Genomic DNA, 22389 nt, shown 5'->3' with positions numbered 1-22389 from the left:
CATTGATGCTTCTAGTGACCGCGGGCTGCAAGATGCATCCCGTTGGACCGCCGCTGTCCGCAGAAGAGCTCTATGCGCTGGTCGACGCGAGCGATTGGGAGGCGGTCGCCCATTCCCGGCTCGACTGTGAACAGCCTGGCAACGCCTGCGCGGCGGCCCATGCCAGCCATGCCGATGCCTGCCTACGACTCGCGATCCAGCTCCCGGTCGAGGCATCGGCGACGCGCGGACAGACTCGGCGCCTGCTCGACAGCGCCGAATCCGGCTATCGTCAAGCCATCGCGTTGCAGCGCTCGAGCGACGCCCCCAGTCTGGCCTCCTATCATGGGGGCTTGCTGCTCACCTTGAGCGAGCGCCGCAACCGGCTCGATGTTTCGGAGCAGGAGCAACGGCTCGAGCGCGAGAACGAAAAGCTCCTGGAGGCCGCCGAACAGGCGCGCAGCGCGGTCGCCGATAGCGCCCTCGGGTTCATCTATGGCGCCTCGGCGCACGTCTATCGGGCCCTGCGTCGCGAGCCGGGCGCGGACCGCTGCGATGATCTGCGGCAGGCTGCGGCGATGTTGCAACAGGCGCCTTCGCCGCCGGCCGAGCTGAGTGGGGAGGCGCAGCGTCTGCAGACGTTGGTGACGCGCGAGCTGCAAGAAAACGCGTGCCCGACGAGCCGCCATGAAGTCTGAACGACCGCGTACGCCTGCGTTAGCGGACGCTCCTGCGCGAACGCGCCGCCGCGCCGCCCGCTCAAGCGTCGCAGGCAGCATGGCCACGGTCCAGAAGCAGAGCTCGCCATCCGGCCTAGGCTGGGTGATCGGTCTGATCGTCGCCGTCACCGCCTGGCGCCTGCTGATCGCGGACCTGCTGCCGCTTACCCGCGACGAGGCCTACTACTACGACTGGGCCAGCCGGCTCGCCTGGGGCTATTTCGATCACCCACCCGGCGTCGCCCTGCTCGGGCTCGGCGCCCAATTCGATCCCGGCTCGGTCTTCAGCGCCCGAATCGGTGCGTTGCTCCTGGGTGCCGCCTCATTGATCGCGGTGTGGCGGCTCTATCTGGCTGCGGGGCTGCGCGCCGGTCAGGGGCTGGTGCTCGCACTGCTGCTCGCCGCAACAGTGTTTCCTAGCCTAGTCGCCGGCGTGATCACCACCCCGGACACGGTACTCGCGCTGTGCTGGCCGCTGGCGCTGCATGAGGCGCTGCGCGCCCTGAAGGGCCAGCGCCGGCGCTGGCTGTCGGCGGGGCTCGTCACTGGCTTGGGGCTGCTCGGCAAGTACACGATGGTCGTGATCGGTCCGGTCTTCCTGTGGGCACTGCTGCGCACCGATCCGAAGGCCCTGCGCACGCGCTGGCCCTATCTGGGAGGCCTGCTCGCCTTGCTGGTGCTCGCGCCGCACCTGCTTTGGAATGCCCACAACGACTGGCTGACGCTGCGGTTTCAGTTCGGTCACGGGTTCTCGACCGACACCGGCCCGCTCGCGCTCGCCGCCACCGAGCTGCCGGCGGCGTCGGGGCCGCAGGCCTATCGCGCGGAGCCGCCGGCTGCAATGGATCTCGGTGAGCGGCTGGGCAGCCTCGCCGGCTTCCTCGGCGAGCAACTGGCATTCTGGGGGCTGGTGCTGGTGCCGCTCGGTATCGCGCTATGGCGGATGGCCTGGCGCGCCAACCGGCCCGGTGCGAGGACCGACCCGCCTACGAGCACAGACCATCGAGGCGAGAGCAGACGCTCCGGTCAACCGATCACCCTGCCTCAGCCAGGTTTAGCCCCGTTGGACCCCACCGCGGTGCCCCTGCTCAGCGCCGCGGCCCTGTTCCCGCTAGCACTGTTCGGCACGATCGCGCTCGGCAGCGAGGTCGAGGCCAATTGGGCGGCGATGTATGTGGTCGGCGCCGTGCCCTTTGTCGCACTGCTGTTGCGTCCCTCAGCGCGATGGGTTTGGTCCGCAGCCGGCCTCAACCTCGCATTGGTAAGCCTCTACGCCCTGCATGCCGCCACCGCTTTTCCGCCGCTCCCCGACGTCGCTCAGCGTATGGTGCGTGAGAGCCGCGGCTACGCATCGCTCGCAGACTATGCGGCCGACCTCTCAGCCCCAGTAATCGCGGATCGCTACCAGTTCGCAGCGATGCTGAACTTCCACCAACCTCAGCTCCATGTCACCCAATGGCCGAATATCAGACGCCCGTCCGAATACAGCCGCGGACGCATCCAGCCCCTACCCGACCTCGAGACCTTGCAGCGCAACGGCTTCTGGCTGATTGCGCGGAAGTTCTCGCCACCGATGATACCCGGCTTCGAGCCGCAGGAGACCCGCACCGCTTATGGCTGCAAGGATGGGCAGTTCAGCATGCTCGAGGGCGCGACAGGCTGGTGGGCGAGCGATTGCGACGATCCGGCAAATGTCTGGCGACTTTACTATTACGCGCCGAGAGCCAAGTCATCGGCAACAGCATCGATTCACGACACCCACCAGGTCGCGGCGCCCGGTCAATGACGCTGTCGACGTTGATCGGCCGACCGAACCCTGTTCATCAGGGTTTCGGCAAGGTCACGCCGCGCTGCCCCTGATACTTGCCGCCCCGGTCGAGATAGGAGGTCTCGCAGACCTCATCGGACTCGAGGAACAGGATCTGGGCCACGCCTTCGTTCGCGTAGACCTTGGCGGGCAGCGGCGTCGTATTGGAGAACTCGAGCGTCACATGCCCTTCCCATTCCGGTTCCAAAGGGGTCACATTTACTATTATCCCGCAGCGTGCATACGTGCTTTTTCCGAGACAAATAGTCAAGATATTCCTAGGGATACGAAAGTATTCGACCGTGCGCGCGAGCGCGAACGAGTTCGGCGGGATGATGCAGACGTCGGACTTGAGGTTGACGAAGCTCGATGAGTCGAAGTTCTTCGGGTCGACGACCGCCGAGTTGATATTGGTGAAGATCTTGAATTCGTCGGCACATCGGATGTCGTAGCCGTAGCTCGAGGTGCCATAGGAGATCACCCGCCCGCCGGCCTCGGATTCGCGCACTTGGCCGGGTATATAGGGGTCGATCATGCCGTGCTCGGTCGCCATCCGGCGAATCCAGCGGTCAGATTTGATTGTCATGCATCACCATCGAGACAAGGCCGTCCTGGCGAACGGCAAGCGGTCAGCCGAGTAGCCCATCCTCGAACGAGGCATCGCCGGCGGTTGGCGCGCCTGGAGCGGGTTGCTCGGCATCCGCGAAGAGCGTTGTCATCAGTTCTTGGAAGCGCTTGCTGCTGGCCGAGGCGAACTTCCCGCGCCGAAGGACCAGGCCATAGCTGCGCAGCGGAAAATAGGCGTCCAACGCGCGGCGGCAGAGCGGTTCATCGCCGGTCAGACAGAGATCGGTGACGATCGAGATGCCGAGCCCGAGCCCGACATAGGTCTTGATCACCTCCCAGCCGCCGGCCTCGAGCCGAACCTGATACTGCAGCCCGTGCTGCCGGAACACGAGGTCGACCAGGCGCCAGGTGCTGAGATGCCTTGGCGGCAGGATCAGCCCATATTCGGCGATGTCTTCGAGGGTGACCGAGGGCTTCTCGGCCAGAGGATGACCGATCGGCGTGATCAGCGTGGGGCGGTAGGTGACGAACGGCAGGTAGCGAATATCATCCGGGACCTCGAGCATCGAGCCGACTGCGAGATCGACCTCGTCGGCGCGCACCATCGCGAGACCGTCGCGGCCGGTGACGTTGTGCAGGCGCAATTCGATGCCGGGGAACTGCTCGGCGAATCGGCGAACCGGCTCAGGCAGGATGTAGAGGATGGTCGACTCGCCAGCAGCGATATCGAGCCGCCCTCGATCCAACCGACCACACTGCGCGAGGAAGGTCTCCTCGAGCCCGTCGATGCCCTCGACCAGCGGCTGCGCGAGCTCCAGGAGCAACGCACCCTCAGGTGTCAGCTTGACCTTGGGCCCACGGCGCTCGAACAGCACCGTGTCGAGCTGACGTTCCAAGGACTGGATCTGCAGCGACACCGTTGGCTGACTGAGCGAGATTCGCTCGGCGGCAGCGCTGACACTACCGAGCTGTGCAACATGGCAGAACGCCCTGAGCTGCTTCAGCCGATTCTGCCGATGCGGTGAGGGGGCCCTAGCTGATCGGCCGGGGGCCTTGTCTGCCGCGCCCGGCGACGGCTCCTTGACGGCATCGGATTTGGCGTCATCGCTCATACCCGTTCTTCGCACCGCTCAGTCAGACGCACGCAGGAGACCCCGAATCGTCGTGCAGAGGACAAGCTCGCATATCACCGGTCGAGATCGGCCAGGATATTGCGGGCTACCCGGCGCTGGTCGGTGTCCCCTTCCTCGAGCACCCGGTAGAGGACGAGCCTCGCACTCGTCGTATCCCCGGAGGCCCGTAGCTCGTTCGCCTTGCGGATCAGTGTTTCGATGAGCGGATCATCATCGGCCTCGGAGACCCGCTGTGTGTCCTTGGTGGCGAGGGTGTCAGCGAGCTCTTCAGCCTCGATCGCGTCGAGCTCGGCCTCCATCTCTTCGTCGGTCATCGGCCGGTACCGGCCCGGCTCATCGCGGTCGCTGCCGTCGAGCTCCTCGCCCACCGTCATCGAGCCCGGCCGGTTGGCCGCCGTGCCAGTGGCCTTTGTACCGACCGAGCCGGAAGCGCTCGAATCCCGCATCCCGCCATCGCCGCTTCCTGGCGAAACACCGCCGCCGTTGGGTTCATTACCGCCCTCGTCGTCCGGTCTGCGCTTGACAAAGCGAGAGAAGAAGATACCGGCCTCGTAGAGCAGCCACATTGGCAGCGCTAGCAAGGTTTGACTGATGACGTCCGGCGGCGTCAGCAACATCCCGGCAACGAAGACACCGACGATCACATACGGACGTTTGCGGCCGAGCGCTTCGGGGGTCGTCGCACCGATCGCCACCAACAGGATGGTCGCGATCGGGATCTCGAAGGCGATACCGAACGCGAAGAATAGTTTCAGGACGAACTCGAGATAGAAGGCGATGTCCGGCATCTGGGCGACGCCTTCCGGCGTCACCGCCGAGAAGAAGCCGAACACCAGCGGAAAGACGACGTAGTACGCGAACAACATCCCGAGATAGAACAGGACGATGCTCGAAGCGACGAGCGGCAGCGCAAGCCGTTTCTCGTGCGTGTAGAGCCCGGGCGCGACAAAGCCCCAAAACTGGTAGAGCAGATAAGGCATCGCGACGAACACCGCGATGACCAGCGCCAACTTGAATGGTGTCAAGAACGGCGAGGCGACCTGTGTCGCGATCATCTGCGAACCGACCGGCAACTGGGCGCGGATCGGCTCGGCGACAAAGGTGTAGAGGTCGTTCGCGAACGGGAACAGGACCAGGAACACCACCAGAATCGCGACGACCATCCGGATCAGACGGTCGCGCAGCTCGACCAGGTGGGAGATGAACGGTTGTTCCCCGCCGAGCCCGTCCGGCTCGCTGCCACGAGGATCATTGGCGTTGCCGCGGCGATCAGAGGAACCGTGCGAAGCGGGCGGTGTCATCCGGGATGGCTCTAGGCGTTCGGTTTGGGCATCGGTCGCCGACGCGGCATGCGGGTCCACGCGGCACAGCATGACGGCAAGCGGCGGGCGCTGGAATCAGCGCGGGCGCATCCGAGGAGGTCGATGGCGGTGGGACTTGCTGAGGCGGTGAGCAGGCCGTCCTCAAACGACGATCTATCGTCTGTCGGCGTTGTCATCCTGCTGCTCGCTCCCTCCCGTGTCGGCCTGGCCCTGGATCGCATCACCCGGCTCATGATCAGCAGAAGACCGCTGAGCGCTGGAGCTCGAACCGGCCGAGCCCGTTTTCAACGAGCGTGACGGTTCTGAAAGGCCGCCCCCCTCTTCGAGGATCGTATCCAGCGGACGGTTCTGGGATTGTTTGCGCAGGATCTCCTTGAGCTCATCGGCCTTGATCTCGCGGTCGATCTCCTCTTTCACCGAGGTCAACGCGCGACGCGCACGTCCCACCCAGAGACCAGCCGTTCGCGCCAGCCGCGGAAGGCGCTCGGGCCCGACCACGATCAACGCGACGAGCCCGATCAGCAGCAGTTCCAGCGCCCCGATGTCAAACATGTCCTCGGCTCCGCCCCAGATCAGTCAAGCCTTTCTCAGTCAAGCCTTTCTCAGTCAAGCCTTTCTCAGTCAAGCCTTTCTCAGTCAAGCACGTCTCAGCGAAGCACTTCGATCAAGCGCTCGGCATCAACACAGAAGAAGGGATTCAGACCTTGGTCTTATCGGCGGGCTTCGCTCCGACGTTATCGCTGCCCGATTCGGCCTGCTCGGACTCTGCGCTGTCGAGGCGTTTCGGGTCTTCATCCCCCTCGCTCTTGTCCGCATCCGACATCGCGGAGCGGAAGCCCTTGACCGCATTGCCAAGGTCCGAGCCGATGCTCTTCAATCGTTTGGTCCCAAACAACAGCACCACGATCAGAAGGATGATCAACAACTGCCAAATACCAATACCACCGACACCCATCTCAACCTCCGGGATTCACCATCTTGTCGCCCGACGCGGGGACGACCCTGCCTATGATCTCACGCATTCGACAACCATCGCGATCAGGGGGTTGCACCAAGGAACGGTTGCCGAATCGCAACAACGCCGCCTCGCCGAGGACAGCGTCCAAAGAACGATCCGACGGAATCATTGGGGCGCGAGTCCGACCCGACCGAGCGCCTACGGATCACGCAGCGCCGGAAGCAGTCCTCTCGCGACCGCTTGACGGACAGCCTGCAGAGCGAGTCGGTCCAACACTTCGACGGGCATCCACCCCCATCAATCGGGCGCCCGATCACGTCGTGCGTCTAACCTATGCATCTAACCCAGTGGAGCAGCACAGCCACCGCCGATGCCTGCGCTGCGTCAAAAGCGGACTATACCGCATGCCCGGTCTCTGGGTACATGAATGCTGAAGGATCGTTTCAGCCCGACCGCGATGCCTTCTCGGCGATGCCGGATTGACCGAAGCGCCGGTCCAGTTCGGCAAGCACCGCATTCGGGTGCAGACCTTGTTGCGCAAGCAATACCAGGCTATGGAACCAGAGGTCAGCGATCTCATAGACAAGCTTGTCCGGATCGCCGTCCTTCGCCGCCATCACGGTCTCAGTGGCCTCCTCGCCAACCTTCTTCAGGATCGCATCCAGCCCCTTACCGTAGAGTTTCGCAACATAGGAACTCGCTGGATCGGCCCCCTTGCGCGCCTCCAGCACCTCAGCCAGCTGATTCAATACATCGCTCATCGTCAGACTTCGCCCATCGATTCGAGGTCCTGTCGGGTTTGGATCATTGCACCCGGAAGGCGCTCAGCGAGTTGGCCGCAGCGCCGCGAAGCGCAGGCGGCCGGACTTCGCGCTACGCAGGCCCAGCAGCGAGCCGCTGCCCCGCCGCGAAGTCCAGAGTGCCCTCATAGATCGCCCGGCCGGTGATGGCCCCAATGATGCCGGAATCAGCAACGGCGGCAAGCGCCCGGACATCATCGATGTTGGTGATCCCACCGGAAGCGATCACCGGGATCTCGATGGCCTCTGCGAGCTGCTTGGTGGCCTCGATGTTCGGCCCGCTGAGCATGCCATCGCGGCCGATATCGGTATAGACGATCGCATCGACACCGTCGTCCTGGAACCGCGCAGACAGCTCTTCGACCCGGAATGCGGTCACCTCGGCCCAGCCATTGATCGCCACCTGCCCACCCTTGGCATCGAGCCCAACAATCAAATGGCCGGGGAAGGCACGGCAGGCGCGTGCGACCAACTCGGGCTCCTTGACAGCCTGGGTTCCGATGATGCACCAATGGACACCGGCCTCGAGATAGGCGCCGATCGTGCGCTCATCGCGAATCCCACCCCCGACCTGAATCGGCAGACCCGGAAAGGCGGCCGCGATGGCCCGGATCGCATCCCCATTGACCGGCTCTCCAGCAAACGCACCGTTGAGATCGACCAGATGCAACCGCTGCGCGCCATCTGCGACCCAGCGGGCTGCGACCTCGACCGGATCATCCGCAAAGACCGTCTCGTCCTCCATGCGTCCCTGACGCAGTCTCACGCAGCGTCCGTCTTTGAGATCGATCGCCGGAATCAACAGCATGACAGTGCTCCCTAAGGCCGGAAAGATCGGTGCGCGCCCAATGGCGGGGATGAGCCAGCGGCGATGAGCCAGGGTGGACGAGCCGGGTTTCTGAGCAGGATCGGCGGTGACCGCACGCCACCGCCGCTCGCTGGCAGGACTAGAGACTGCCCTTGGTCGACGGCGTGATCCCTGCCATCCGCGGATCGGGCTCGACCGCCATCCGCAGCGCGCGCCCAAAGGCCTTGAACAGGGTCTCGGCCTGATGATGGGCATTCAGACCGCGCAGAGTATCCAGGTGCAGCGTCATCGCCGCGTGATTGACCAGCCCTTGGAAGAACTCCCGCAGCAGATCGACATCGAATCCGCCGATCCAGGCGCGGGTGAAGGCCACCTGATAGGTCAGCATTGGCCTGCCCGAGAGATCGATGACGACCCGCGACAGGGCCTCATCCAATGGCACGTAGGCGTGACCGTAACGCCGGATACCGGCCTTGTCGCCAAGCGCAGCAGTCAGTGCCTGCCCGAGGGTGATACCGATGTCCTCAACGGTATGATGCGCGTCGATCTGCAGATCGCCCGTGGCCTGCACCTCGAGGTCGATCAGCCCATGACGGGCAATCTGGTCGAGCATGTGCTCGAGGAAGGGAACGCCGGTCTCGAGGCGAGAGCGGCCCGTTCCATCGAGGTCTAGCCGCACGAGGATCTGGGTCTCGAGCGTATTGCGCTCGATCTCGGCGACGCGATGTCCGTCGGTGCTCGGGATCTGCATTGTCTCAGTGGCTTCGCTCATCAGGACCGAGGTGCAAAGGTCATCAGTATAGCGATTCGTGCTGCCCGTCGGGCAAGGACAGAGTGGCTCGCCCTTTGCTGGAGCAGCTAGGGCGATTTCTGTCAAAGCTCATACCGCCTTGCTGGTCTTTTCGCTCGCCTTCTTCGTCGCGCCGCCGGTCACACAGCCCGGCTATGCTCCCGGCGACGCTCCTCGAAGGCAAACGAAAATCCTGCGCAATTCGGTACGAGCTTTTCCGGCAATCGCCTAGGTTTCGAGCCAAAAGGTCACGGGGCCGTCATTGACCAGGCTGACCTGCATATCGGCACCAAATCGGCCGGTCGCTACAGGTGAATGCGCTGCCTGCGCCAGTTCAATCAGATGCGCGAAGAGCCGGCGCCCCTCTTCCGGCGCCGCGGCCGACGTGAAACTGGCTCGGGTCCCCTTGCGGGTCTCTGCGGCGAGCGTGAACTGCGGCACCAGCAGCAAGCCCCCAGCCGTTTCGCCTAGGCTCAGATTCATCCGGCCGCTTGAATCCGGGAAGACCCGATAGCTCAGCAGGCGCTCCAACAGCCGCCGTGCACGCGCTTCGTCATCACCGCGCTGCACGCCGACCAAGACCAGTAGCCCAGGGCCAATCTCAGCGACCAGTTGGTCACTCACCTCGACCCGGGCATTGGTGACACGCTGCAATAGGCCGATCATGACCCCAGCAACCGCGTCACACTAATCGAGCGCCGAGCGACGCCGGGCGATCAACCGAGCGCATCCGCGAACCGGTCAGTCGCGGCCACCAGCGCCTGCACGATCCCGGGCTCGAAGGCGGCATGGCCGGCATCGGCAATGATCTCCAGCGACGCATCCGGCCAGGCCGCAGCAAGCTCCCAGGCCGAGCGCAGCGGACAGATCAGGTCGTAGCGGCCGTGAACGATCACGCCCGGGATACCGTCAAGCCGCCCGGCTTCAGATAGGAGCTGATCCTCCCGCAGAAAGGCCCGATTGATGAAGTAATGGCATTCGATCCGGGCCAGACTCAGCGCCAGACGCTCGTCGCTGAAGGTGCTGCGAATCTGCCGATCCGGCAACAAGGTCGCACAACGTCCCTCCCAGATCGACCAGGCCTTCGCCGCCTCCAGCCGTGTTGCCGGATCGGCAGCGGTCAAACGCCGATAATAGGCCGAGACCAGGTCGCCGCGCTCGTTCTCGGGGATGGGCTCCAGGAATGCTTGCCAGTGGTCTGGAAAGATCCAGCTCGCGCCCTGCTGGTAGAACCAGTGGATCTCCTCGCGTCGGCACAGGAAGACGCCGCGCAAGATCAGACCCGTCACACGCTCGGGGTGGGCTTGCGCATAGGCGAGCGCAAGGGTCGAGCCCCAGGAGCCACCGAACACCAGCCACCGCTCGACGCCGAGGCGCTCGCGAATCTGCTCCATATCGGCGACGAGCTCGCAGGTGCTGTTGTGCTCGAGCGACGCGTGCGGCGTCGAGCGGCCGCAACCGCGCTGATCGAACAGCAGGATTCGGTAGCGCGACGGATCGAAGAAGCGTCGGTGCGAAGGGCTACATCCAGCCCCCGGCCCGCCGTGCAGGAAGACCACCGGAATGCCCTCCGGGTGGCCACACTGCTCGAGGTAGAGCTCGTGCCCGTTCCCAACCCCGAGACGCTCTGCAGCGAATGGCTCGATCGGTGGATACAGGGTCTCAGCGCTGGCAGAACGATCAGTTTGCATCATCACAATGAGATCGGGTCATCACAATGAATTCAACCCTCATCTTGCGCGTGCAATGCCACCGTGTCGCCGAGCCCGAGCCCGAGGCGCTCGTCTGCCCGGCCCTGATTGACCGCCAACTCGACCAATCCGAAGGCGTCGCGATACCAGAACGCATCGCCGGGCGCCACCTCTGCGAAGGTCCGGGCGTGGCTCAGGAGCTGGCCTCCCACCTTTAACCGAGCGCTCGGCGTTAGCCGGTCTGCATCGACGCCGAGGATCAGATTACCGAACCCATCGATATAACAGACCTGCCAGATGTCGGCCGGCCAGTGTCCGTTGACGAGCTCTTCCACCGCCACTGGGGCGCAGTCGGGCCAGTCGCAGTTAACCAGCCGAGCCGCGAGCGGCATGAACAGATCGCGGCCGTGAAAGGTCGCGGACATCCAGTCGGGACGCCAGCTCACTCGAAAGACCTCGGCCTCGGGGTGCCTGCGTAACAGCGGTACCAACAGCCCATTATCGGGCGCCAGCCACCAATCCTCGCCGCAGCGCATCATCAGCACATCGCGATCGGTCCCGACGCCTGGGTCAACCACGCATGCATAGAGCGTCCGCCCCGGCATCCGACGCGCGAGACCTGCCAGCAGATAGCCGGAGAGGTCTGCCCGGAAGGCCGGTAGATCGGCGATCAACGACACCACGGGCGCATCAGGGGCGAGTCCGTTCAATAGCAGCTGCATCTGCCCGACGTAGGGACCCGCACCAAAATCGGTCAGCAGTGCGACCCGCTCCGGGCCCGCTTCGAGCACACCGGTGCCTGTGCGCCCGCGATGACTGTGAACGGCCGACCCCATCCGACCCCCATCCGACCTCAGTCGAATCGAACGCTGGAAATGCAAACGGCCGGGTCGAGCCCGGCCGTCGCGTTCTGGGATGCCCCTCTCGTCAGGCGCCCCGCAGAGGTTTGCGCAGAGGCTTGCGCTTCAATCCTCGTCATCGCCGAGGCCCGCCTCGACCGCTGGCCGATCGACCAATTCGACGTATGCCATCGGCGCCGCATCGCCGGCTCGAAAGCCGCACTTGAGGATGCGAAGATAGCCGCCGGGGCGTTCGCTGTACCGAGGGCCGAGCTCCCTGAAGAGCTTGCCGACCGCCTCTTTGTCACGCAGCCGCGCGAAGGCCACCCGGCGGTGATGGACCGAATCCTCTTTTGCCAAGGTGATCAGCGGCTCGGCGACGCGACGTAGCTCCTTCGCCTTCGGCAAGGTCGTCTTGATCATCTCGTGCCGGAACAAGGACCCGGCCATATTCCGGAACATCGCCTCACGGTGAGCGCTGTCCCGATTCAGTTTTCGTCCTGCTTTTTGATGTCGCATTGCTCTGTACCGATCGGTTACTTGACCATCAACTCGTCGATGTTCTCAGGTGGCCAATTCTCGAGCCGCATCCCCAGTGACAGGCCGCGCGTCGCCAGCACGTCCTTGATCTCGGTGAGCGACTTCTTGCCGAGGTTAGGGGTCTTCAACAGCTCGACCTCGGTGCGCTGAATCAGATCGCCGATCAGGTAGATATTCTCGGCCTTCAGACAGTTCGCCGAGCGCACGGTCAGTTCCAGCTCATCGACAGGCCGTACCAGGATCGGGTCGTAGGCTGGCTCCTTGGGCGTCTGCTCGCTGAGGCCCTCGGTTGGACCCGATTGATCGAGGTCGACAAAGCTGCTCAGCTGATCACGAAGGATCGTTGCGGCCCGCTGGATTGCGTCCTTCGCATCGAGTGTCCCATCGGTCTCGATGTCGATCACGAGCCGATCCAGGTCGGTGCGCTGCTCCACGCGCGCCGCCTCGACATCGATTGCCACCCGCAGCACAGGGCTGAAGGTCGCATCCAGTGGGAGTTTCCCAATCGGGCGTTCGTCGGTCCCATCCGCTTCACGTGCACTCGCCGGCTCATAGCCGCGCCCGCGACGGATCGTCAGCGACATGCTGAGCTCGCTCTTCGCGGTCAGATTGGCGATCACGAGATCAGGGTTCGCGACCTCTGCGGTGTGATCGACAGCGATATCGCCGGCCGTCACGGCGCCAGGCCCGACCTTGCTGAGGGTAAAGGTCGCCTCATCGCGACCGTGCAGGCGGATCGCCAGCTGCTTCAGATTCAGCAAGATCTCGAGCACATCCTGCTGCACGCCCTCGATCGTGGTGTACTCATGCAAGATGCCTTGGATCTCGACCTCGGTGACCGCGAACCCCTCCATCGAGGACAACAGGATGCGACGGAGGGCATTGCCGAGCGTATGCCCGAATCCGCGTTCGAAGGGCTCGAGCGAGACCTTGGCGCGATTCGGGCTGCCGGCGACGGGATCGACCTTGACGATGCGCGGCTTCAGAAAGCCACCTGCGACGTCTGACATAAAACTCTCCCTCGGCGGCGTTACTTGGAGTACAACTCGACGATGAGCGACTCGTTGATGTCCGACGGCAGATCCACGCGGTCAGGCACACGCTTAAAAACGCCCTTTGCGGCCTTGCTATCGACCTCGATCCATTCGGCAAACCCATTCGCCTCGGCGAGCGCGAGCGCGTTCTGCACCCGAACCTGCTTCTTTGCCTTTTCTCGCACCTCGATCTCGTCCTCGACCGAGACCTGGTAGGACGGGATCGATACCACCTTACCGTTCACCAGCACGCCTTTGTGGCCGACCAGCTGACGGGCCTCGGCGCGTGTCGCCCCGAACCCCATCCGATAGACGACGTTATCGAGGCGCCGCTCGAGCAGTTGCAACAGATTCTCGCCGGTTGCACCCTTACGACGTGCGGCCTCGGCATAGTAATTCCGGAACTGCTTTTCCATGACCCCGTATGCACGGCGCACCTTTTGCTTCTCACGCAACTGCAGCCCATAATCGGACAACCTGCGGCGCCGATCAGCGGCTTGACCCGGCTGCTTCTCCAGGTTGCACTTGGTCTCGAGTGCGCGCGCCTTGCTCTTCAGCCCCAGATCAACGCCTTCGCGGCGTGCGAGCTTGCAGGTCGGACCAATATATCTCGCCATGTTTTCTGCCCCGTTAGACGCGCCGCTTCTTCGGCGGTCGGCAACCATTGTGTGGGATCGGCGTCACGTCGGTGATGCTCGCCACCTTAAAGCCGGCGTTATTCAATGCCCGCACGGCCGACTCGCGACCAGGACCGGGACCCTTGACGTGGACATCGAGATTGACGACGCCGAACTCCTTCGCGGCCTGGCCGGCACGCGTCGCGGCCACCTGGGCTGCGAACGGCGTGCTCTTACGCGAGCCGCGAAAACCCGAGCCGCCGGAGGTCGCCCATGTCAGCGCATTACCCTGACGGTCGGTAATCGTGATGATGGTGTTATTGAATGACGCATGGATATGCGCCACACCATCGGCCACCTGTTTCTTGACTTTCTTGCGCGTGCGCAGCTGCTTAGCCACTGTGATCTGTCTCCGAGCGGGAAAGGCAGTCCCTGCCGCCGGCACGTTCCCGCGCCGGTGGGCAGAGTCCTTAGACCGGGTTTATCGACGAACCGGACGCCGCGGCCCTTTGCGGGTACGCGCATTGGTGCGCGTGCGCTGACCACGCAGCGGCAGGCCACGGCGATGACGAATACCGCGATTGCAGCCGAGGTCCATCAAACGCTTGATGTTCATCGAGACCTCGCGCCGCAGATCGCCCTCAACCGTGTACTTGCCGACCTCGGTACGAAGGCGGTCCACCTCTTCCTCGGTTAGCGTACGGATCGGCGCAGTCGTCGGAACCTGAGCGGCCTCGCAAATCTGCGCCGCCAGGGTGCGTCCGATCCCATAGATCGAGGTCAAGGCGATAACCGCATGCTTACGGTCTGGGATGTTGACTCCGGCGATTCGAGCCATGCGCGTTGCGCTCCTGAGCGTTCAGTTCGTAAAAGGCGAAGTGTAAACAGGGCAGTATATCACTACGCGAGGCACAATGAAAGACAGCCGTTGCAGGACTGCCCTCAGCCCTGCCGTTGCTTATGCCGCGGGTCCTTGCAGATGACCCGAATCGTGCCGTTGCGCCGGATGGTCTTGCAGTGGCGGCAGATCTTTTTGACAGATGCTCTTACCTTCATGATTCTCTCCGTTATCGATAGCGAGCGCGAGATGGGTCGATACAGCACATTCGAGCTCAGCCCGAACCGCGTCACATTGCCTGCGCTCGTCGCTAGCGCGTCAGGCCCGCCCCCGGCGCTTTGAGATTGGCCTTCTTCATCAGACCTTCGTATTGATGCGACATCAGATGGGCCTGCACCTGCGCCATAAAATCCATCACGACGACGACCACGATCAGCAGCGAGGTCCCGCCGAAATAGAACGGCACATTCCAGCCCACGATCAAGAACTCTGGAAGCAGGCAGACGGCCGTGATATAGAGGGCGCCCGCCGCCGTGAGCCGCGTCATCACCGAGTCGATATAACGCGCTGTCTGCTCCCCGGGCCGGATACCTGGAATGAAGGCGCCTGAGCGTTTCAGATTGTCAGCGGTATCCTTCGCATTGAAGACCAATGCCGTGTAGAAGAAGCAGAAAAAGATGATCGCCGCCGCATAGAAGATCACATAGACCGGCTCGCCCGGCGACAGCTTGCTCGTGATGTCCGCAAGCCAGCGCATGTTCTCGGACTGTCCAAACCACTGCCCCAGCGTCCCCGGGAACAGGATGATGCTCGACGCGAAGATCGGCGGGATCACGCCGGCCATATTCAGCTTCAGCGGCAGATGCGTGCTCTGCGCCGCGAGCATCCGTCGCCCCTGCTGACGGCGCGCGTAATTCACCGTGATGCGCCGTTGACCACGCTCGACAAACACGACGAACGCGGTCACTGCGAGCGCCAGCGAGAAGAGCGCCAGAACGGCAAGGGCATTCATCTCGCCAGTGCGCACCAGCTCCAGCGTCCCACCCACCGCAGCCGGCAACCCGGCGACGATACCAGCGAAGATGATCAGCGAGATACCGTTGCCGATACCGCGCTCGGTGATCTGCTCGCCCAGCCACATCAGGAACATGGTGCCGGTGACCAGTGACACCGCCGCGGTGAAGACGAAACCGATCCCTTGGTTCACGACGATCGCCGAGCCGCCGGCGGTTTGGCCCTGCAGCGCGATCGAGATCCCGATCGCCTGGAAGGTCGCGAGCACGACCGTTCCATAGCGGGTGTACTGGGTGATCTTGCGCCGCCCGGCCTCGCCTTCCTTCTTGAGCTGCTCGAGCTGCGGAATCACCGCCGACATCAGCTGCATGATGATGCTGGCCGAGATGTACGGCATGATGCCGAGTGCCAAGATGCTCGCGCGCTCCAAGGCCCCGCCCGAGAACATGTTGAACATGTCTAGGATCGAGCCCTGATTTTGATCGAAGAGCACGGCCAGTGCCTCGGGGTTCACCCCGGGAACCGGAATGAAGGTGCCGATCCGATAGACCAGCAGTGCGCCGAGCACGAACAGCAGACGCTGCCGCAGCTCGGTCAGCCGCCCCATACCGCCGAGCGACTGCATCATTGATGCCGTGTTCTTCGCCATCTTGCTCGCCTATTCGGATCGTCGGTGGTTCGGTGATTAGCTCTCGGCGACAGACCCGCCAGCTGCCTCGATCGCGGCACGCGCGCCCGCCGTCGCCCGGAGACCCCGCACCGTATAGGCACGGTCGATCTCTCCGGACTTGATCAGCTTGACATCACGGACCGCGGCCGAGATCAGGCCCGCCGCGCGGAGACTGGCCAAATCGACGGTCTCACCGTCGAGATGCTTCAACTCGCTCAAGCGGATCTCGTCTTTCTGCATCGACTTACGCGAGCGGAATCCGATCTTCGGCAGGCGCCGCTGCAGCGGCATCTGCCCGCCTTCGAAGCCCAGCTTGTGAAAGCCACCGGAGCGCGACTTCTGGCCCTTGTGACCGCGCCCGGCGGTCTTGCCGAGCCCGCTCCCGATGCCCCGGCCGACGCGCTTGCCGTCCGGCCGACTACCGGGGTCCGGGGAAAGGTTATTCAAACGCATCTCAACCGTCCTCCAGCACGCGAACCATGTATTGCACCTTGTTCACCATCCCGCGTGTCGCCGGCGTGTCTTCAACCTCGACAACCTGGCGGATGCGCCGCAGGCCGAGGCCGCGGACACAGTCCTGGTGCGTCTTCAAACGCCCGTGCATGCTGCGCACGAGCTGTACCTTCAGCCTGTTATCGGCCATGTCTCGCTCCTAGCCCTCGAGCCTACCCAAGGATCTCGTCGACGGTCTTACCGCGCTTCGCCGCGACCGCCTCGGCATCGGCCATGCCGGCGAGCCCGTTGATCGTTGCCTGCACGACGTTGATCGCATTGTTGGTGCCGATGCACTTTGCAAGCACGTCCTGCACACCGACCACCTCGAACACGGCGCGCATCGCGCCACCGGCAATGATCCCGGTACCCTCCGAGGCGGGCTGCATGTAGACATGTGCAGCGCCGTGACGGCCATTGACCGGATACTGAAGCGTCACGCCCTTGAGCTTGACGTCGACCATGTTCTTGCGCGCGCTCTCCATCGCCTTCTGGATCGCGACCGGTACCTCGCGCGCCTTGCCTGTGCCGTAGCCGACACGCCCTTTGCCGTCGCCGACGACGGTCAGCGCGCCAAAGCCGAACACACGGCCGCCTTTGACCACCTTGGCGACACGGTTCACCGAGATCAGCTTCTCGAGGAGCTCGTCGCCTTCGGGCTTCGGATTGTAGTTCGCCATCGTCGTCTCCCTCAGAACTGAAGCCCGTGCTCACGCGCGGAATCGGCCAATGCCTTCACGCGACCGTGATACTTGAAGCCGGAGCGATCGAAGCTGACCTTCTCCACCCCGGCGGAGCGCGCCCGATCCGCGATCGCCTGACCGATCTTGACCGCCGCGCTGACGTTGCCGGTGTGTCCGTCACACTGCGCTTTCAGCTCCTTCTCAACCGTCGACGCACTCGCGATCACCCGGGCGCCGCTATCGCCAATGACCTGGGCATAGATATGCCGCGGGGTGCGGTAGACGCACAGGCGATAACCGCCCAGCTCCCGAATCTTGGCCCGGGCCCGCGTCGCGCGGCGCAGTCGTGCATGTTTCTTGTCCATCCGCAACACCTATTTCTTCTTGGCTTCCTTACGCAGAACCTGCTCGTCCGCGTAACGAACCCCCTTGCCCTTGTACGGTTCCGGCGGACGGAACCCACGAATCACAGCAGCCACTTGGCCAACCTGCTGCTTATCGATCCCGCGTACGACGATCTCGGTCGGTGCCGGGGTCTCGATCTCGATGCCGTCGGGCACTGGAAAATCGATCGGATGCGAGTAGCCGAGTGCCAGGTTCAGAACCTTGCCCTTGGCCTGTGCGCGATAGCCGACGCCGACCAGGCTGAGCTTGCGCTCGAATCCACTGCTGACGCCGACCACCATGTTGTTCAGCAGCGCGCGCGTCGTTCCGGCCATCGCCCAATGGGCCTCGTTACCATCAGCCGGGCGTGTGGTCACCACGGCGTCGTCGATCGCGACCTCGACCGTTGGATGAACGGACCACGACAGCATGCCCTTGGGCCCCTTAACGGTCACCTCTCGGCCGCTCATCTTGACATCAACGCCACTCGGCAGCTTGACCGGGGCCTTACCAATTCTGGACATCGTTACCCCCTTTAAGCGACGTAGGCGATGATCTCGCCGCCATGGCCCGCTTGCCGAGCAGCACGGTCGGACATCAGCCCCTTGGATGTCGAGACGATCGCGACGCCGAGCCCTGCCCAGACTCGGGGTAGCTCGTCTTTGCCGCGGTAGATACGCAGTCCCGGGCGCGACACCCGCTTCAGGTGCTCGATCACGGGCCTACCACGGTAGTACTTGAGCTTCAGGATCAGCTGAGGCTTGCCGTTCTCGTCGTCCTCGACCGACGCATCGGCAATGTAGCCTTCATCCTTCAGCAGATCGGCGACGGCCCTCTTCTTCTTCGACAGCGGCATCGAGATCGTGATCTTGCCGCGCGCCTGGCCGTTACGGATACGCGTCAGCATATCCGCGATAGGATCGCTCATACTCATTGCGTTACTCCGGGTCAGACCGCCACCTCGGCGCGATACCCCCTAGCGGTTCTCGTTGCTGACGACCTGCGGCCATCAGGTCGACCGGCGTTACCGGTCTTTGTCGAGACCCCGTGGCCGACCTGAGCTCTTCCTGTCGTTGTTCAGAAAGGGCCGGATGGCTCGGGGCCTCCTTGTGAATCAGAGACTACCAGCTCGCCTTGACGACGCCGGGCACATCACCCCGCATCACGGCCTCGCGCAGCTTGTTGCGGCCAAGGCCAAACTTGCGGTAGACCGCATGCGGCCGACCGCTGACACGGCAGCGCCGCTGTTTACGCGATGGGCTCGCATCCCGCGGCAACTTCTGCAGCGCCACCACCGCCGCCTCGACCTGGTCGGGATCAGCCGAGCGATCATTGATAACGGCCTTCAACCGTGCCCGCTTCTCGGCGTAGCGTGCTGCGACGCGGACACGCTTCGCGTCGCGCGCCACCATGCTCTTCTTTGCCAACCTGTGCCTCCGGAATCTAGGTGCGAAACGGAAATTGGAATGCCTCTAGGAGCGCGCGGCCCTCCTCATCGGTCCGCGCGGTCGTGGTGATGACCACATCGAGCCCGCGCACCGCATCGATCTTGTCGTAATCGATCTCGGGGAAGATGATCTGCTCGCGCACGCCGAGCGAGTAATTGCCGCGCCCGTCGAAGGCCTTGGGACTCAGGCCGCGAAAGTCGCGTACACGCGGGATTGCGACATTGATCAGCCGGTCGAGGAATTCGTACATCCGCTCCCGGCGCAGCGTGACCTTGCAGCCGACTGGCCAGCCCTCGCGGATCTTGAACCCGGCGACCGACTTACGGGCCTTGGTCACGATCGGCTTCTGACCGGCGATCTTGGTCAGGTCTCCGACAGCGTGCTCCATCACCTTCTTATCAGCAACCGCCTCACCGACACCCATGTTGAGCGTGATCTTGCTCAGGCGGGGCACCTGCATCACGCTCTGGTAGCCAAAGCGCTCGCGCAGTTCGCCGACGTATTTCTCATTGTAGAGCGTTTGCAACCTGGACATATCGTTACCCAACATCCACGACTTCGCCGTCCGACTTGAATACGCGGACCTTTCTCCCGTCTTCAAGCGTCTTGAAGCCGATCCGATCCGCGCGTCCGAGCGCGGGGTTGTAGACCCCGACGTTCGAGCGATGCAGCGGCATTTCCTTGTCGATGATGCCGCCAGGGACGCCTTGCTGCGGATTCGCCTTCTGGTGCTTCTTGGCGAGATTGACATTCTCGACAACAATGCGGTCGCCATTGAGCTTCAGCACCGTTCCGCGCTTACCTTTGTCTTTTCCGGCGATGACCATGACGTCATCGCCCACCTTGATCTTGTTCATCTCTACAACACCTCGGGCGCGAGCGAGATGATCTTCATGAACCGCTCACCGCGCAGCTCGCGCGTCACCGGTCCGAAGATGCGGGTCCCGATCGGCTGCAACTGATTATTGAGCAGCACGGCGGCATTGCCGTCGAAGCGGATCTGCGAGCCATCCGGGCGGCGCACGCCCTTGCGGGTGCGAACCACCACTGCGTTGAAGACATCGCCCTTCTTGACCTTGCCCCGCGGGATCGCATCCTTGACCGTGACCTTGACGACATCACCGATACCGGCATACCGCCGATGAGAGCCGCCGAGCACCTTGATGCACTGCACCGTACGCGCGCCGCTGTTGTCGGCCACGCTGAGGCGGGTTTGCATTTGAATCATTGTCTGAACCTACCTTTGCAACTGCTAAGCGGGTGTCCAACGGCTTTCCGGCGGGCCAAATCAGCCTTTCGTTTCACGCGCCGAGGCCAAGACGGACAGTACTTGGCGTTTGCCTCAGCGTGCCCGCTCCAGGACCTCGACGAGCCGCCAACTCTTGGTCTTCGACAGGGGCCGGCACTGCTCGACCCGCACCCAGTCGCCCTTGTTGCACTCATTGGCATCGTCGTGGGCATGGACCTTGGTCGAGCGCCGCATGAACTTGCCATAGAGCGGATGCTTGACCCGGCGCTCGACAACGACGGTGATGGTCTTGTCCATCGCATTGCCGATAACACGCCCGGTCAGAATGCGATTGCTTTCGTTGTTCTCGCTCATTCGCCGGCCCTCGCGCTGCTTACCGTCCTGTTCTGTTCGCCCATCACGGTCTTGATCCGCGAAATATCGCGTCGCACCGCCTTCATCTGTGACGGCCGCGAAAGCTGGCCGGTCCGCTGCTGCATGCGCAGGTTGAATTGCTCTCGCAGCAGGTCCAGGAGCCGCTTCTGCAGATCATCCGAGCTCATTGCGCGTAGTTCTTGAGCCTTCATCAGAGCACCGTCCTCTTCTCGAACTTGGTCTGCACCGGAAGCTTGGCCGCAGCAAGCTGGAACGCGTCGCGCGCGAGCTCCTCGGACACACCCTCGATCTCGTAGAGCATCCGGCCCGGCTGAACCAGAGCCACCCAGTACTCGACGTTACCCTTACCTTTACCCATCCGGACCTCGAGCGGCTTCTTCGAGATCGGCTTATCGGGGAAGACCCGAATCCACAGCTTGCCGCCGCGGCGCACCTTACGGGTGATCGCCCGTCGTGCGGCCTCGATCTGACGCGCGGTCACACGACCACGCCCGACCGCCTTCAGGCCGAACTCGCCAAACGAGACCTGGCTGCCACTCTGGGCGAGTCCGCGGTTACGGCCCTTGTGCTGCTTTCTGAATTTTGTTCGTTTCGGCTGCAGCATGGCTCAACCCTTCTTGTCGGTCTTTTCTTTGGCACCGCCGATCGGCAGATCACCGATGATCTCGCCGCGGAAGACCCAAACCTTGACGCCAAGGATGCCGTAGGTCGTGCTCGCCTCGGCGAAGCCGTAGTCGATGTCTGCACGCAGCGTGTGCAATGGCACCCGTCCTTCGCGATACCACTCGGAGCGGGCGATCTCGGCGCCGTTCAGGCGCCCGGCGATATTGACCCGAACCCCACCAGCACCGGCGCGCATCGTGCCTTGCACGGCCCGCTTCATCGCGCGCCGAAACATGATCCGGCGCTCGAGCTGCTGGGCAATGCCCTCGGCAACCAGCTGGGCATCGAGCTCGGGCTTGCGGATCTCCTCGATGCTGATATGCACCGGGATGCCCATCCGCTCCGAGACCTCGGCGCGCAGCTTGTCGATGTCACCGCCCTTCTTACCGATGACCACGCCCGGACGGGCGGTATGGATCGTGATATGCGCGTTACGCGCCGGCCGATTGATCTGAATCCGGCTCACCGAGGCGTTCGACAGCTTCTGCTTTAGGAACGACCGAACCGCAAGATCGGTATTCAGCAAATCGGGATAGTCCTTCGAGCTCGCGTACCAGGTCGAATTCCAGTCCTTGACGATCCCGAGCCGAATACCTACTGGATGTACCTTCTGTCCCATGCCTTAACCCCGAGCGTCGCGTTCGGCTACGCGCACACTGATATGACTGGTGCGCTTCAAGATTCGTGTCGCCCGACCCTTGGCACGGGCGCGCAGGCGCTTCATCGTCGGGCCTTCTCCGACCTGCACCTCGACGACGTGCAATTGGTCGATATCGGCACCGGCGTTGTTCTCGGCATTGGCGATGGCCGACTCCAGGAGCTTGCGCAGCATGCGCGCGCCCTTCTTGGTACTGAAGGTCAGCTCGTTCAAAGCCTGCTCGACGTGCTGGCCGCGGATCTGATCCGCAACCAGCCGCGCCTTTTGCGCCGAGATGCGCGCATACTTCAGTGTCGCTGCTGCTTGCATGC

The 22389-nt window shown here is 63.4% G+C and carries 35 protein-coding genes; 2 read left to right on the top strand and 33 right to left on the bottom strand.

Annotated features, from left to right (window positions below; genetic code table 11):
- The first annotated feature begins 5 nt into the window (after nt 1-5).
- Nucleotides 6-677: a hypothetical protein gene (locus CKO40_RS01460; RefSeq protein WP_200344059.1), complete on the top strand. Its 672-nt coding sequence runs from the start codon at nt 6-8 to the stop codon at nt 675-677.
- 79 nt (nt 678-756) lie between these two features.
- Entirely contained in the window at nt 757-2484 is a 1728-nt protein-coding gene (locus tag CKO40_RS01455; RefSeq protein ID WP_200344057.1) for an ArnT family glycosyltransferase, read from the top strand.
- A gap of 37 nt (nt 2485-2521) precedes the next feature.
- Here the strand turns inward: CKO40_RS01455 and dcd are convergent, their stop codons facing one another.
- The 33 genes from dcd to rplV all read right to left on the bottom strand — a co-directional run bounded on the left by dcd (nt 2522) and on the right by rplV (nt 22387).
- The gene (gene dcd, locus CKO40_RS01450; RefSeq protein WP_200344055.1) at nt 2522-3091 is read right to left on the bottom strand and encodes a dCTP deaminase; all 570 of its coding nucleotides are present in this window, start codon (nt 3089-3091) and stop codon (nt 2522-2524) included.
- A gap of 43 nt (nt 3092-3134) precedes the next feature.
- Nucleotides 3135-4184 (bottom strand): LysR family transcriptional regulator, encoded by a 1050-nt coding sequence (locus CKO40_RS01445; RefSeq protein WP_200344053.1) that lies wholly within the window; start codon nt 4182-4184, stop codon nt 3135-3137.
- Nucleotides 4185-4258: 74 nt separating this feature from the next.
- Entirely contained in the window at nt 4259-5506 is a 1248-nt protein-coding gene (gene tatC / locus CKO40_RS01440) for a twin-arginine translocase subunit TatC (protein WP_200344051.1), read from the bottom strand.
- A 174-nt stretch (nt 5507-5680) separates the two neighbouring features.
- Nucleotides 5681-6079: a Sec-independent protein translocase protein TatB gene (tatB, locus tag CKO40_RS01435; RefSeq protein WP_200344049.1), complete on the bottom strand. Its 399-nt coding sequence runs from the start codon at nt 6077-6079 to the stop codon at nt 5681-5683.
- A gap of 145 nt (nt 6080-6224) precedes the next feature.
- On the bottom strand, nt 6225-6482 hold the full coding sequence (gene tatA / locus CKO40_RS01425) for a twin-arginine translocase TatA/TatE family subunit (RefSeq protein WP_200344046.1): 258 nt from the start codon (nt 6480-6482) through the stop codon (nt 6225-6227).
- Nucleotides 6483-6928: 446 nt separating this feature from the next.
- Entirely contained in the window at nt 6929-7246 is a 318-nt protein-coding gene (locus CKO40_RS01420) for a phosphoribosyl-ATP diphosphatase (RefSeq protein WP_200344044.1), read from the bottom strand.
- Between the two features lie 112 nt (nt 7247-7358).
- Nucleotides 7359-8093 (bottom strand): 1-(5-phosphoribosyl)-5-[(5-phosphoribosylamino)methylideneamino]imidazole-4-carboxamide isomerase, encoded by a 735-nt coding sequence (gene hisA, locus CKO40_RS01415; RefSeq protein WP_200344042.1) that lies wholly within the window; start codon nt 8091-8093, stop codon nt 7359-7361.
- 139 nt (nt 8094-8232) lie between these two features.
- Entirely contained in the window at nt 8233-8865 is a 633-nt protein-coding gene (gene hisB / locus CKO40_RS01410; protein ID WP_276570761.1) for an imidazoleglycerol-phosphate dehydratase HisB, read from the bottom strand.
- 246 nt (nt 8866-9111) lie between these two features.
- Complete coding sequence (dtd, locus tag CKO40_RS01405) at nt 9112-9549, bottom strand: D-aminoacyl-tRNA deacylase (protein ID WP_200344040.1); 438 nt, start codon at nt 9547-9549, stop codon at nt 9112-9114.
- A 50-nt stretch (nt 9550-9599) separates the two neighbouring features.
- Entirely contained in the window at nt 9600-10577 is a 978-nt protein-coding gene (gene pip / locus CKO40_RS01400; protein ID WP_242476712.1) for a prolyl aminopeptidase, read from the bottom strand.
- A gap of 29 nt (nt 10578-10606) precedes the next feature.
- Nucleotides 10607-11410, bottom strand: a complete 804-nt coding sequence (locus CKO40_RS01395; protein WP_200344038.1) for an SAM hydrolase/SAM-dependent halogenase family protein — start codon at nt 11408-11410, stop codon at nt 10607-10609.
- 129 nt (nt 11411-11539) lie between these two features.
- On the bottom strand, nt 11540-11932 hold the full coding sequence (rplQ, locus tag CKO40_RS01390; protein ID WP_200344036.1) for a 50S ribosomal protein L17: 393 nt from the start codon (nt 11930-11932) through the stop codon (nt 11540-11542).
- A gap of 17 nt (nt 11933-11949) precedes the next feature.
- Complete coding sequence (locus tag CKO40_RS01385) at nt 11950-12963, bottom strand: DNA-directed RNA polymerase subunit alpha (protein WP_200344034.1); 1014 nt, start codon at nt 12961-12963, stop codon at nt 11950-11952.
- A gap of 20 nt (nt 12964-12983) precedes the next feature.
- Complete coding sequence (gene rpsD, locus CKO40_RS01380; RefSeq protein WP_200344032.1) at nt 12984-13604, bottom strand: 30S ribosomal protein S4; 621 nt, start codon at nt 13602-13604, stop codon at nt 12984-12986.
- Nucleotides 13605-13617: 13 nt separating this feature from the next.
- A complete protein-coding gene (gene rpsK, locus CKO40_RS01375) occupies nt 13618-14004 on the bottom strand; it encodes a 30S ribosomal protein S11 (RefSeq protein ID WP_200240865.1) in 387 nt (128 codons plus the stop codon).
- An 81-nt stretch (nt 14005-14085) separates the two neighbouring features.
- A complete protein-coding gene (gene rpsM, locus CKO40_RS01370; RefSeq protein ID WP_200344030.1) occupies nt 14086-14442 on the bottom strand; it encodes a 30S ribosomal protein S13 in 357 nt (118 codons plus the stop codon).
- Nucleotides 14443-14546: 104 nt separating this feature from the next.
- Nucleotides 14547-14660 (bottom strand): 50S ribosomal protein L36, encoded by a 114-nt coding sequence (gene rpmJ / locus CKO40_RS01365; protein WP_200344028.1) that lies wholly within the window; start codon nt 14658-14660, stop codon nt 14547-14549.
- Between the two features lie 92 nt (nt 14661-14752).
- The gene (secY, locus tag CKO40_RS01360; RefSeq protein ID WP_200344026.1) at nt 14753-16105 is read right to left on the bottom strand and encodes a preprotein translocase subunit SecY; all 1353 of its coding nucleotides are present in this window, start codon (nt 16103-16105) and stop codon (nt 14753-14755) included.
- Nucleotides 16106-16141: 36 nt separating this feature from the next.
- The gene (rplO, locus tag CKO40_RS01355; protein ID WP_200344024.1) at nt 16142-16579 is read right to left on the bottom strand and encodes a 50S ribosomal protein L15; all 438 of its coding nucleotides are present in this window, start codon (nt 16577-16579) and stop codon (nt 16142-16144) included.
- 1 nt (nt 16580) lies between these two features.
- Entirely contained in the window at nt 16581-16769 is a 189-nt protein-coding gene (gene rpmD, locus CKO40_RS01350; RefSeq protein WP_200344022.1) for a 50S ribosomal protein L30, read from the bottom strand.
- A gap of 22 nt (nt 16770-16791) precedes the next feature.
- A complete protein-coding gene (gene rpsE, locus CKO40_RS01345; RefSeq protein WP_200344020.1) occupies nt 16792-17298 on the bottom strand; it encodes a 30S ribosomal protein S5 in 507 nt (168 codons plus the stop codon).
- Between the two features lie 11 nt (nt 17299-17309).
- Entirely contained in the window at nt 17310-17666 is a 357-nt protein-coding gene (gene rplR, locus CKO40_RS01340) for a 50S ribosomal protein L18 (protein WP_200344018.1), read from the bottom strand.
- Nucleotides 17667-17675: 9 nt separating this feature from the next.
- Entirely contained in the window at nt 17676-18209 is a 534-nt protein-coding gene (gene rplF / locus CKO40_RS01335) for a 50S ribosomal protein L6 (RefSeq protein WP_200344016.1), read from the bottom strand.
- 11 nt (nt 18210-18220) lie between these two features.
- Nucleotides 18221-18619: a 30S ribosomal protein S8 gene (rpsH, locus tag CKO40_RS01330; protein ID WP_200344014.1), complete on the bottom strand. Its 399-nt coding sequence runs from the start codon at nt 18617-18619 to the stop codon at nt 18221-18223.
- 187 nt (nt 18620-18806) lie between these two features.
- Nucleotides 18807-19112: a 30S ribosomal protein S14 gene (gene rpsN, locus CKO40_RS01325; protein ID WP_200344012.1), complete on the bottom strand. Its 306-nt coding sequence runs from the start codon at nt 19110-19112 to the stop codon at nt 18807-18809.
- A 16-nt stretch (nt 19113-19128) separates the two neighbouring features.
- Nucleotides 19129-19668 (bottom strand): 50S ribosomal protein L5, encoded by a 540-nt coding sequence (gene rplE / locus CKO40_RS01320; protein ID WP_200344010.1) that lies wholly within the window; start codon nt 19666-19668, stop codon nt 19129-19131.
- 4 nt (nt 19669-19672) lie between these two features.
- Nucleotides 19673-19990: a 50S ribosomal protein L24 gene (rplX, locus tag CKO40_RS01315; RefSeq protein ID WP_200344008.1), complete on the bottom strand. Its 318-nt coding sequence runs from the start codon at nt 19988-19990 to the stop codon at nt 19673-19675.
- Nucleotides 19991-19992: 2 nt separating this feature from the next.
- Nucleotides 19993-20361, bottom strand: a complete 369-nt coding sequence (rplN, locus tag CKO40_RS01310) for a 50S ribosomal protein L14 (protein WP_200344006.1) — start codon at nt 20359-20361, stop codon at nt 19993-19995.
- 114 nt (nt 20362-20475) lie between these two features.
- Entirely contained in the window at nt 20476-20736 is a 261-nt protein-coding gene (gene rpsQ / locus CKO40_RS01305) for a 30S ribosomal protein S17 (protein ID WP_200344004.1), read from the bottom strand.
- The gene (rpmC, locus tag CKO40_RS01300) at nt 20733-20948 is read right to left on the bottom strand and encodes a 50S ribosomal protein L29 (RefSeq protein ID WP_200344002.1); all 216 of its coding nucleotides are present in this window, start codon (nt 20946-20948) and stop codon (nt 20733-20735) included. The genes rpsQ and rpmC overlap by 4 nt, the downstream gene beginning before the upstream one ends.
- Nucleotides 20948-21361 carry a 50S ribosomal protein L16 gene (gene rplP / locus CKO40_RS01295; RefSeq protein WP_200344001.1) on the bottom strand — a complete coding sequence of 138 codons (414 nt, stop codon included), beginning with the start codon at nt 21359-21361 and terminating at the stop codon, nt 20948-20950. Before rplP ends, rpmC begins: the two co-directional genes overlap by 1 nt.
- 3 nt (nt 21362-21364) lie before the next feature.
- Nucleotides 21365-22039 carry a 30S ribosomal protein S3 gene (rpsC, locus tag CKO40_RS01290; protein ID WP_200343999.1) on the bottom strand — a complete coding sequence of 225 codons (675 nt, stop codon included), beginning with the start codon at nt 22037-22039 and terminating at the stop codon, nt 21365-21367.
- Nucleotides 22040-22042: 3 nt separating this feature from the next.
- Nucleotides 22043-22387 (bottom strand): 50S ribosomal protein L22, encoded by a 345-nt coding sequence (rplV, locus tag CKO40_RS01285; protein WP_200343997.1) that lies wholly within the window; start codon nt 22385-22387, stop codon nt 22043-22045.
- Nucleotides 22388-22389 lie beyond the last annotated feature (2 nt).

Origin of the sequence: Halochromatium glycolicum, assembly GCF_016584085.1 — a bacterium.
GTDB classification, from domain to species: domain Bacteria; phylum Pseudomonadota; class Gammaproteobacteria; order Chromatiales; family Chromatiaceae; genus Lamprobacter; species Lamprobacter glycolicus.
This window is presented reverse-complemented; position numbering and strand designations above follow the sequence as displayed.

What these genes read in the sequence shown, in the direction of transcription:
- rpsC (WP_200343999.1), bottom strand. Translation starts at nt 22,039, where the DNA reads ATGGGACAGAAGGTACATCCAGTAGGTATTCGGCTCGGGATCGTCAAG.
- rplP (WP_200344001.1), bottom strand. Translation starts at nt 21,361, where the DNA reads ATGCTGCAGCCGAAACGAACAAAATTCAGAAAGCAGCACAAGGGCCGT.
- rplX (WP_200344008.1), bottom strand. Translation starts at nt 19,990, where the DNA reads ATGAACAAGATCAAGGTGGGCGATGACGTCATGGTCATCGCCGGAAAA.
- rpsE (WP_200344020.1), bottom strand. Translation starts at nt 17,298, where the DNA reads ATGGCGAACTACAATCCGAAGCCCGAAGGCGACGAGCTCCTCGAGAAG.
- rplQ (WP_200344036.1), bottom strand. Translation starts at nt 11,932, where the DNA reads ATGCGACATCAAAAAGCAGGACGAAAACTGAATCGGGACAGCGCTCAC.
- rpsH (WP_200344014.1), bottom strand. Translation starts at nt 18,619, where the DNA reads ATGAGTATGAGCGATCCTATCGCGGATATGCTGACGCGTATCCGTAAC.
- secY (WP_200344026.1), bottom strand. Translation starts at nt 16,105, where the DNA reads ATGGCGAAGAACACGGCATCAATGATGCAGTCGCTCGGCGGTATGGGG.
- dtd (WP_200344040.1), bottom strand. Translation starts at nt 9,549, where the DNA reads ATGATCGGCCTATTGCAGCGTGTCACCAATGCCCGGGTCGAGGTGAGT.
- dcd (WP_200344055.1), bottom strand. Translation starts at nt 3,091, where the DNA reads ATGACAATCAAATCTGACCGCTGGATTCGCCGGATGGCGACCGAGCAC.
- rpmJ (WP_200344028.1), bottom strand. Translation starts at nt 14,660, where the DNA reads ATGAAGGTAAGAGCATCTGTCAAAAAGATCTGCCGCCACTGCAAGACC.
- rpmD (WP_200344022.1), bottom strand. Translation starts at nt 16,769, where the DNA reads ATGGCCGATAACAGGCTGAAGGTACAGCTCGTGCGCAGCATGCACGGG.
- rpsQ (WP_200344004.1), bottom strand. Translation starts at nt 20,736, where the DNA reads ATGAGCGAGAACAACGAAAGCAATCGCATTCTGACCGGGCGTGTTATC.
- rpsD (WP_200344032.1), bottom strand. Translation starts at nt 13,604, where the DNA reads ATGGCGAGATATATTGGTCCGACCTGCAAGCTCGCACGCCGCGAAGGC.
- rplO (WP_200344024.1), bottom strand. Translation starts at nt 16,579, where the DNA reads ATGCGTTTGAATAACCTTTCCCCGGACCCCGGTAGTCGGCCGGACGGC.
- tatA (WP_200344046.1), bottom strand. Translation starts at nt 6,482, where the DNA reads ATGGGTGTCGGTGGTATTGGTATTTGGCAGTTGTTGATCATCCTTCTG.
- hisA (WP_200344042.1), bottom strand. Translation starts at nt 8,093, where the DNA reads ATGCTGTTGATTCCGGCGATCGATCTCAAAGACGGACGCTGCGTGAGA.
- rplV (WP_200343997.1), bottom strand. Translation starts at nt 22,387, where the DNA reads ATGCAAGCAGCAGCGACACTGAAGTATGCGCGCATCTCGGCGCAAAAG.
- CKO40_RS01385 (WP_200344034.1), bottom strand. Translation starts at nt 12,963, where the DNA reads ATGTCAGACGTCGCAGGTGGCTTTCTGAAGCCGCGCATCGTCAAGGTC.
- CKO40_RS01395 (WP_200344038.1), bottom strand. Translation starts at nt 11,410, where the DNA reads ATGGGGTCGGCCGTTCACAGTCATCGCGGGCGCACAGGCACCGGTGTG.
- tatB (WP_200344049.1), bottom strand. Translation starts at nt 6,079, where the DNA reads ATGTTTGACATCGGGGCGCTGGAACTGCTGCTGATCGGGCTCGTCGCG.
- pip (WP_242476712.1), bottom strand. Translation starts at nt 10,577, where the DNA reads ATGATGCAAACTGATCGTTCTGCCAGCGCTGAGACCCTGTATCCACCG.
- CKO40_RS01455 (WP_200344057.1), top strand. Translation starts at nt 757, where the DNA reads ATGGCCACGGTCCAGAAGCAGAGCTCGCCATCCGGCCTAGGCTGGGTG.
- rplE (WP_200344010.1), bottom strand. Translation starts at nt 19,668, where the DNA reads ATGTCCAGGTTGCAAACGCTCTACAATGAGAAATACGTCGGCGAACTG.
- rpsM (WP_200344030.1), bottom strand. Translation starts at nt 14,442, where the DNA reads ATGGCTCGAATCGCCGGAGTCAACATCCCAGACCGTAAGCATGCGGTT.
- CKO40_RS01460 (WP_200344059.1), top strand. Translation starts at nt 6, where the DNA reads ATGCTTCTAGTGACCGCGGGCTGCAAGATGCATCCCGTTGGACCGCCG.
- CKO40_RS01445 (WP_200344053.1), bottom strand. Translation starts at nt 4,184, where the DNA reads ATGAGCGATGACGCCAAATCCGATGCCGTCAAGGAGCCGTCGCCGGGC.
- rplF (WP_200344016.1), bottom strand. Translation starts at nt 18,209, where the DNA reads ATGTCCAGAATTGGTAAGGCCCCGGTCAAGCTGCCGAGTGGCGTTGAT.
- tatC (WP_200344051.1), bottom strand. Translation starts at nt 5,506, where the DNA reads ATGACACCGCCCGCTTCGCACGGTTCCTCTGATCGCCGCGGCAACGCC.
- hisB (WP_276570761.1), bottom strand. Translation starts at nt 8,865, where the DNA reads ATGAGCGAAGCCACTGAGACAATGCAGATCCCGAGCACCGACGGACAT.
- CKO40_RS01420 (WP_200344044.1), bottom strand. Translation starts at nt 7,246, where the DNA reads ATGAGCGATGTATTGAATCAGCTGGCTGAGGTGCTGGAGGCGCGCAAG.
- rplN (WP_200344006.1), bottom strand. Translation starts at nt 20,361, where the DNA reads ATGATTCAAATGCAAACCCGCCTCAGCGTGGCCGACAACAGCGGCGCG.
- rplR (WP_200344018.1), bottom strand. Translation starts at nt 17,666, where the DNA reads ATGGACAAGAAACATGCACGACTGCGCCGCGCGACGCGGGCCCGGGCC.
- rpmC (WP_200344002.1), bottom strand. Translation starts at nt 20,948, where the DNA reads ATGAAGGCTCAAGAACTACGCGCAATGAGCTCGGATGATCTGCAGAAG.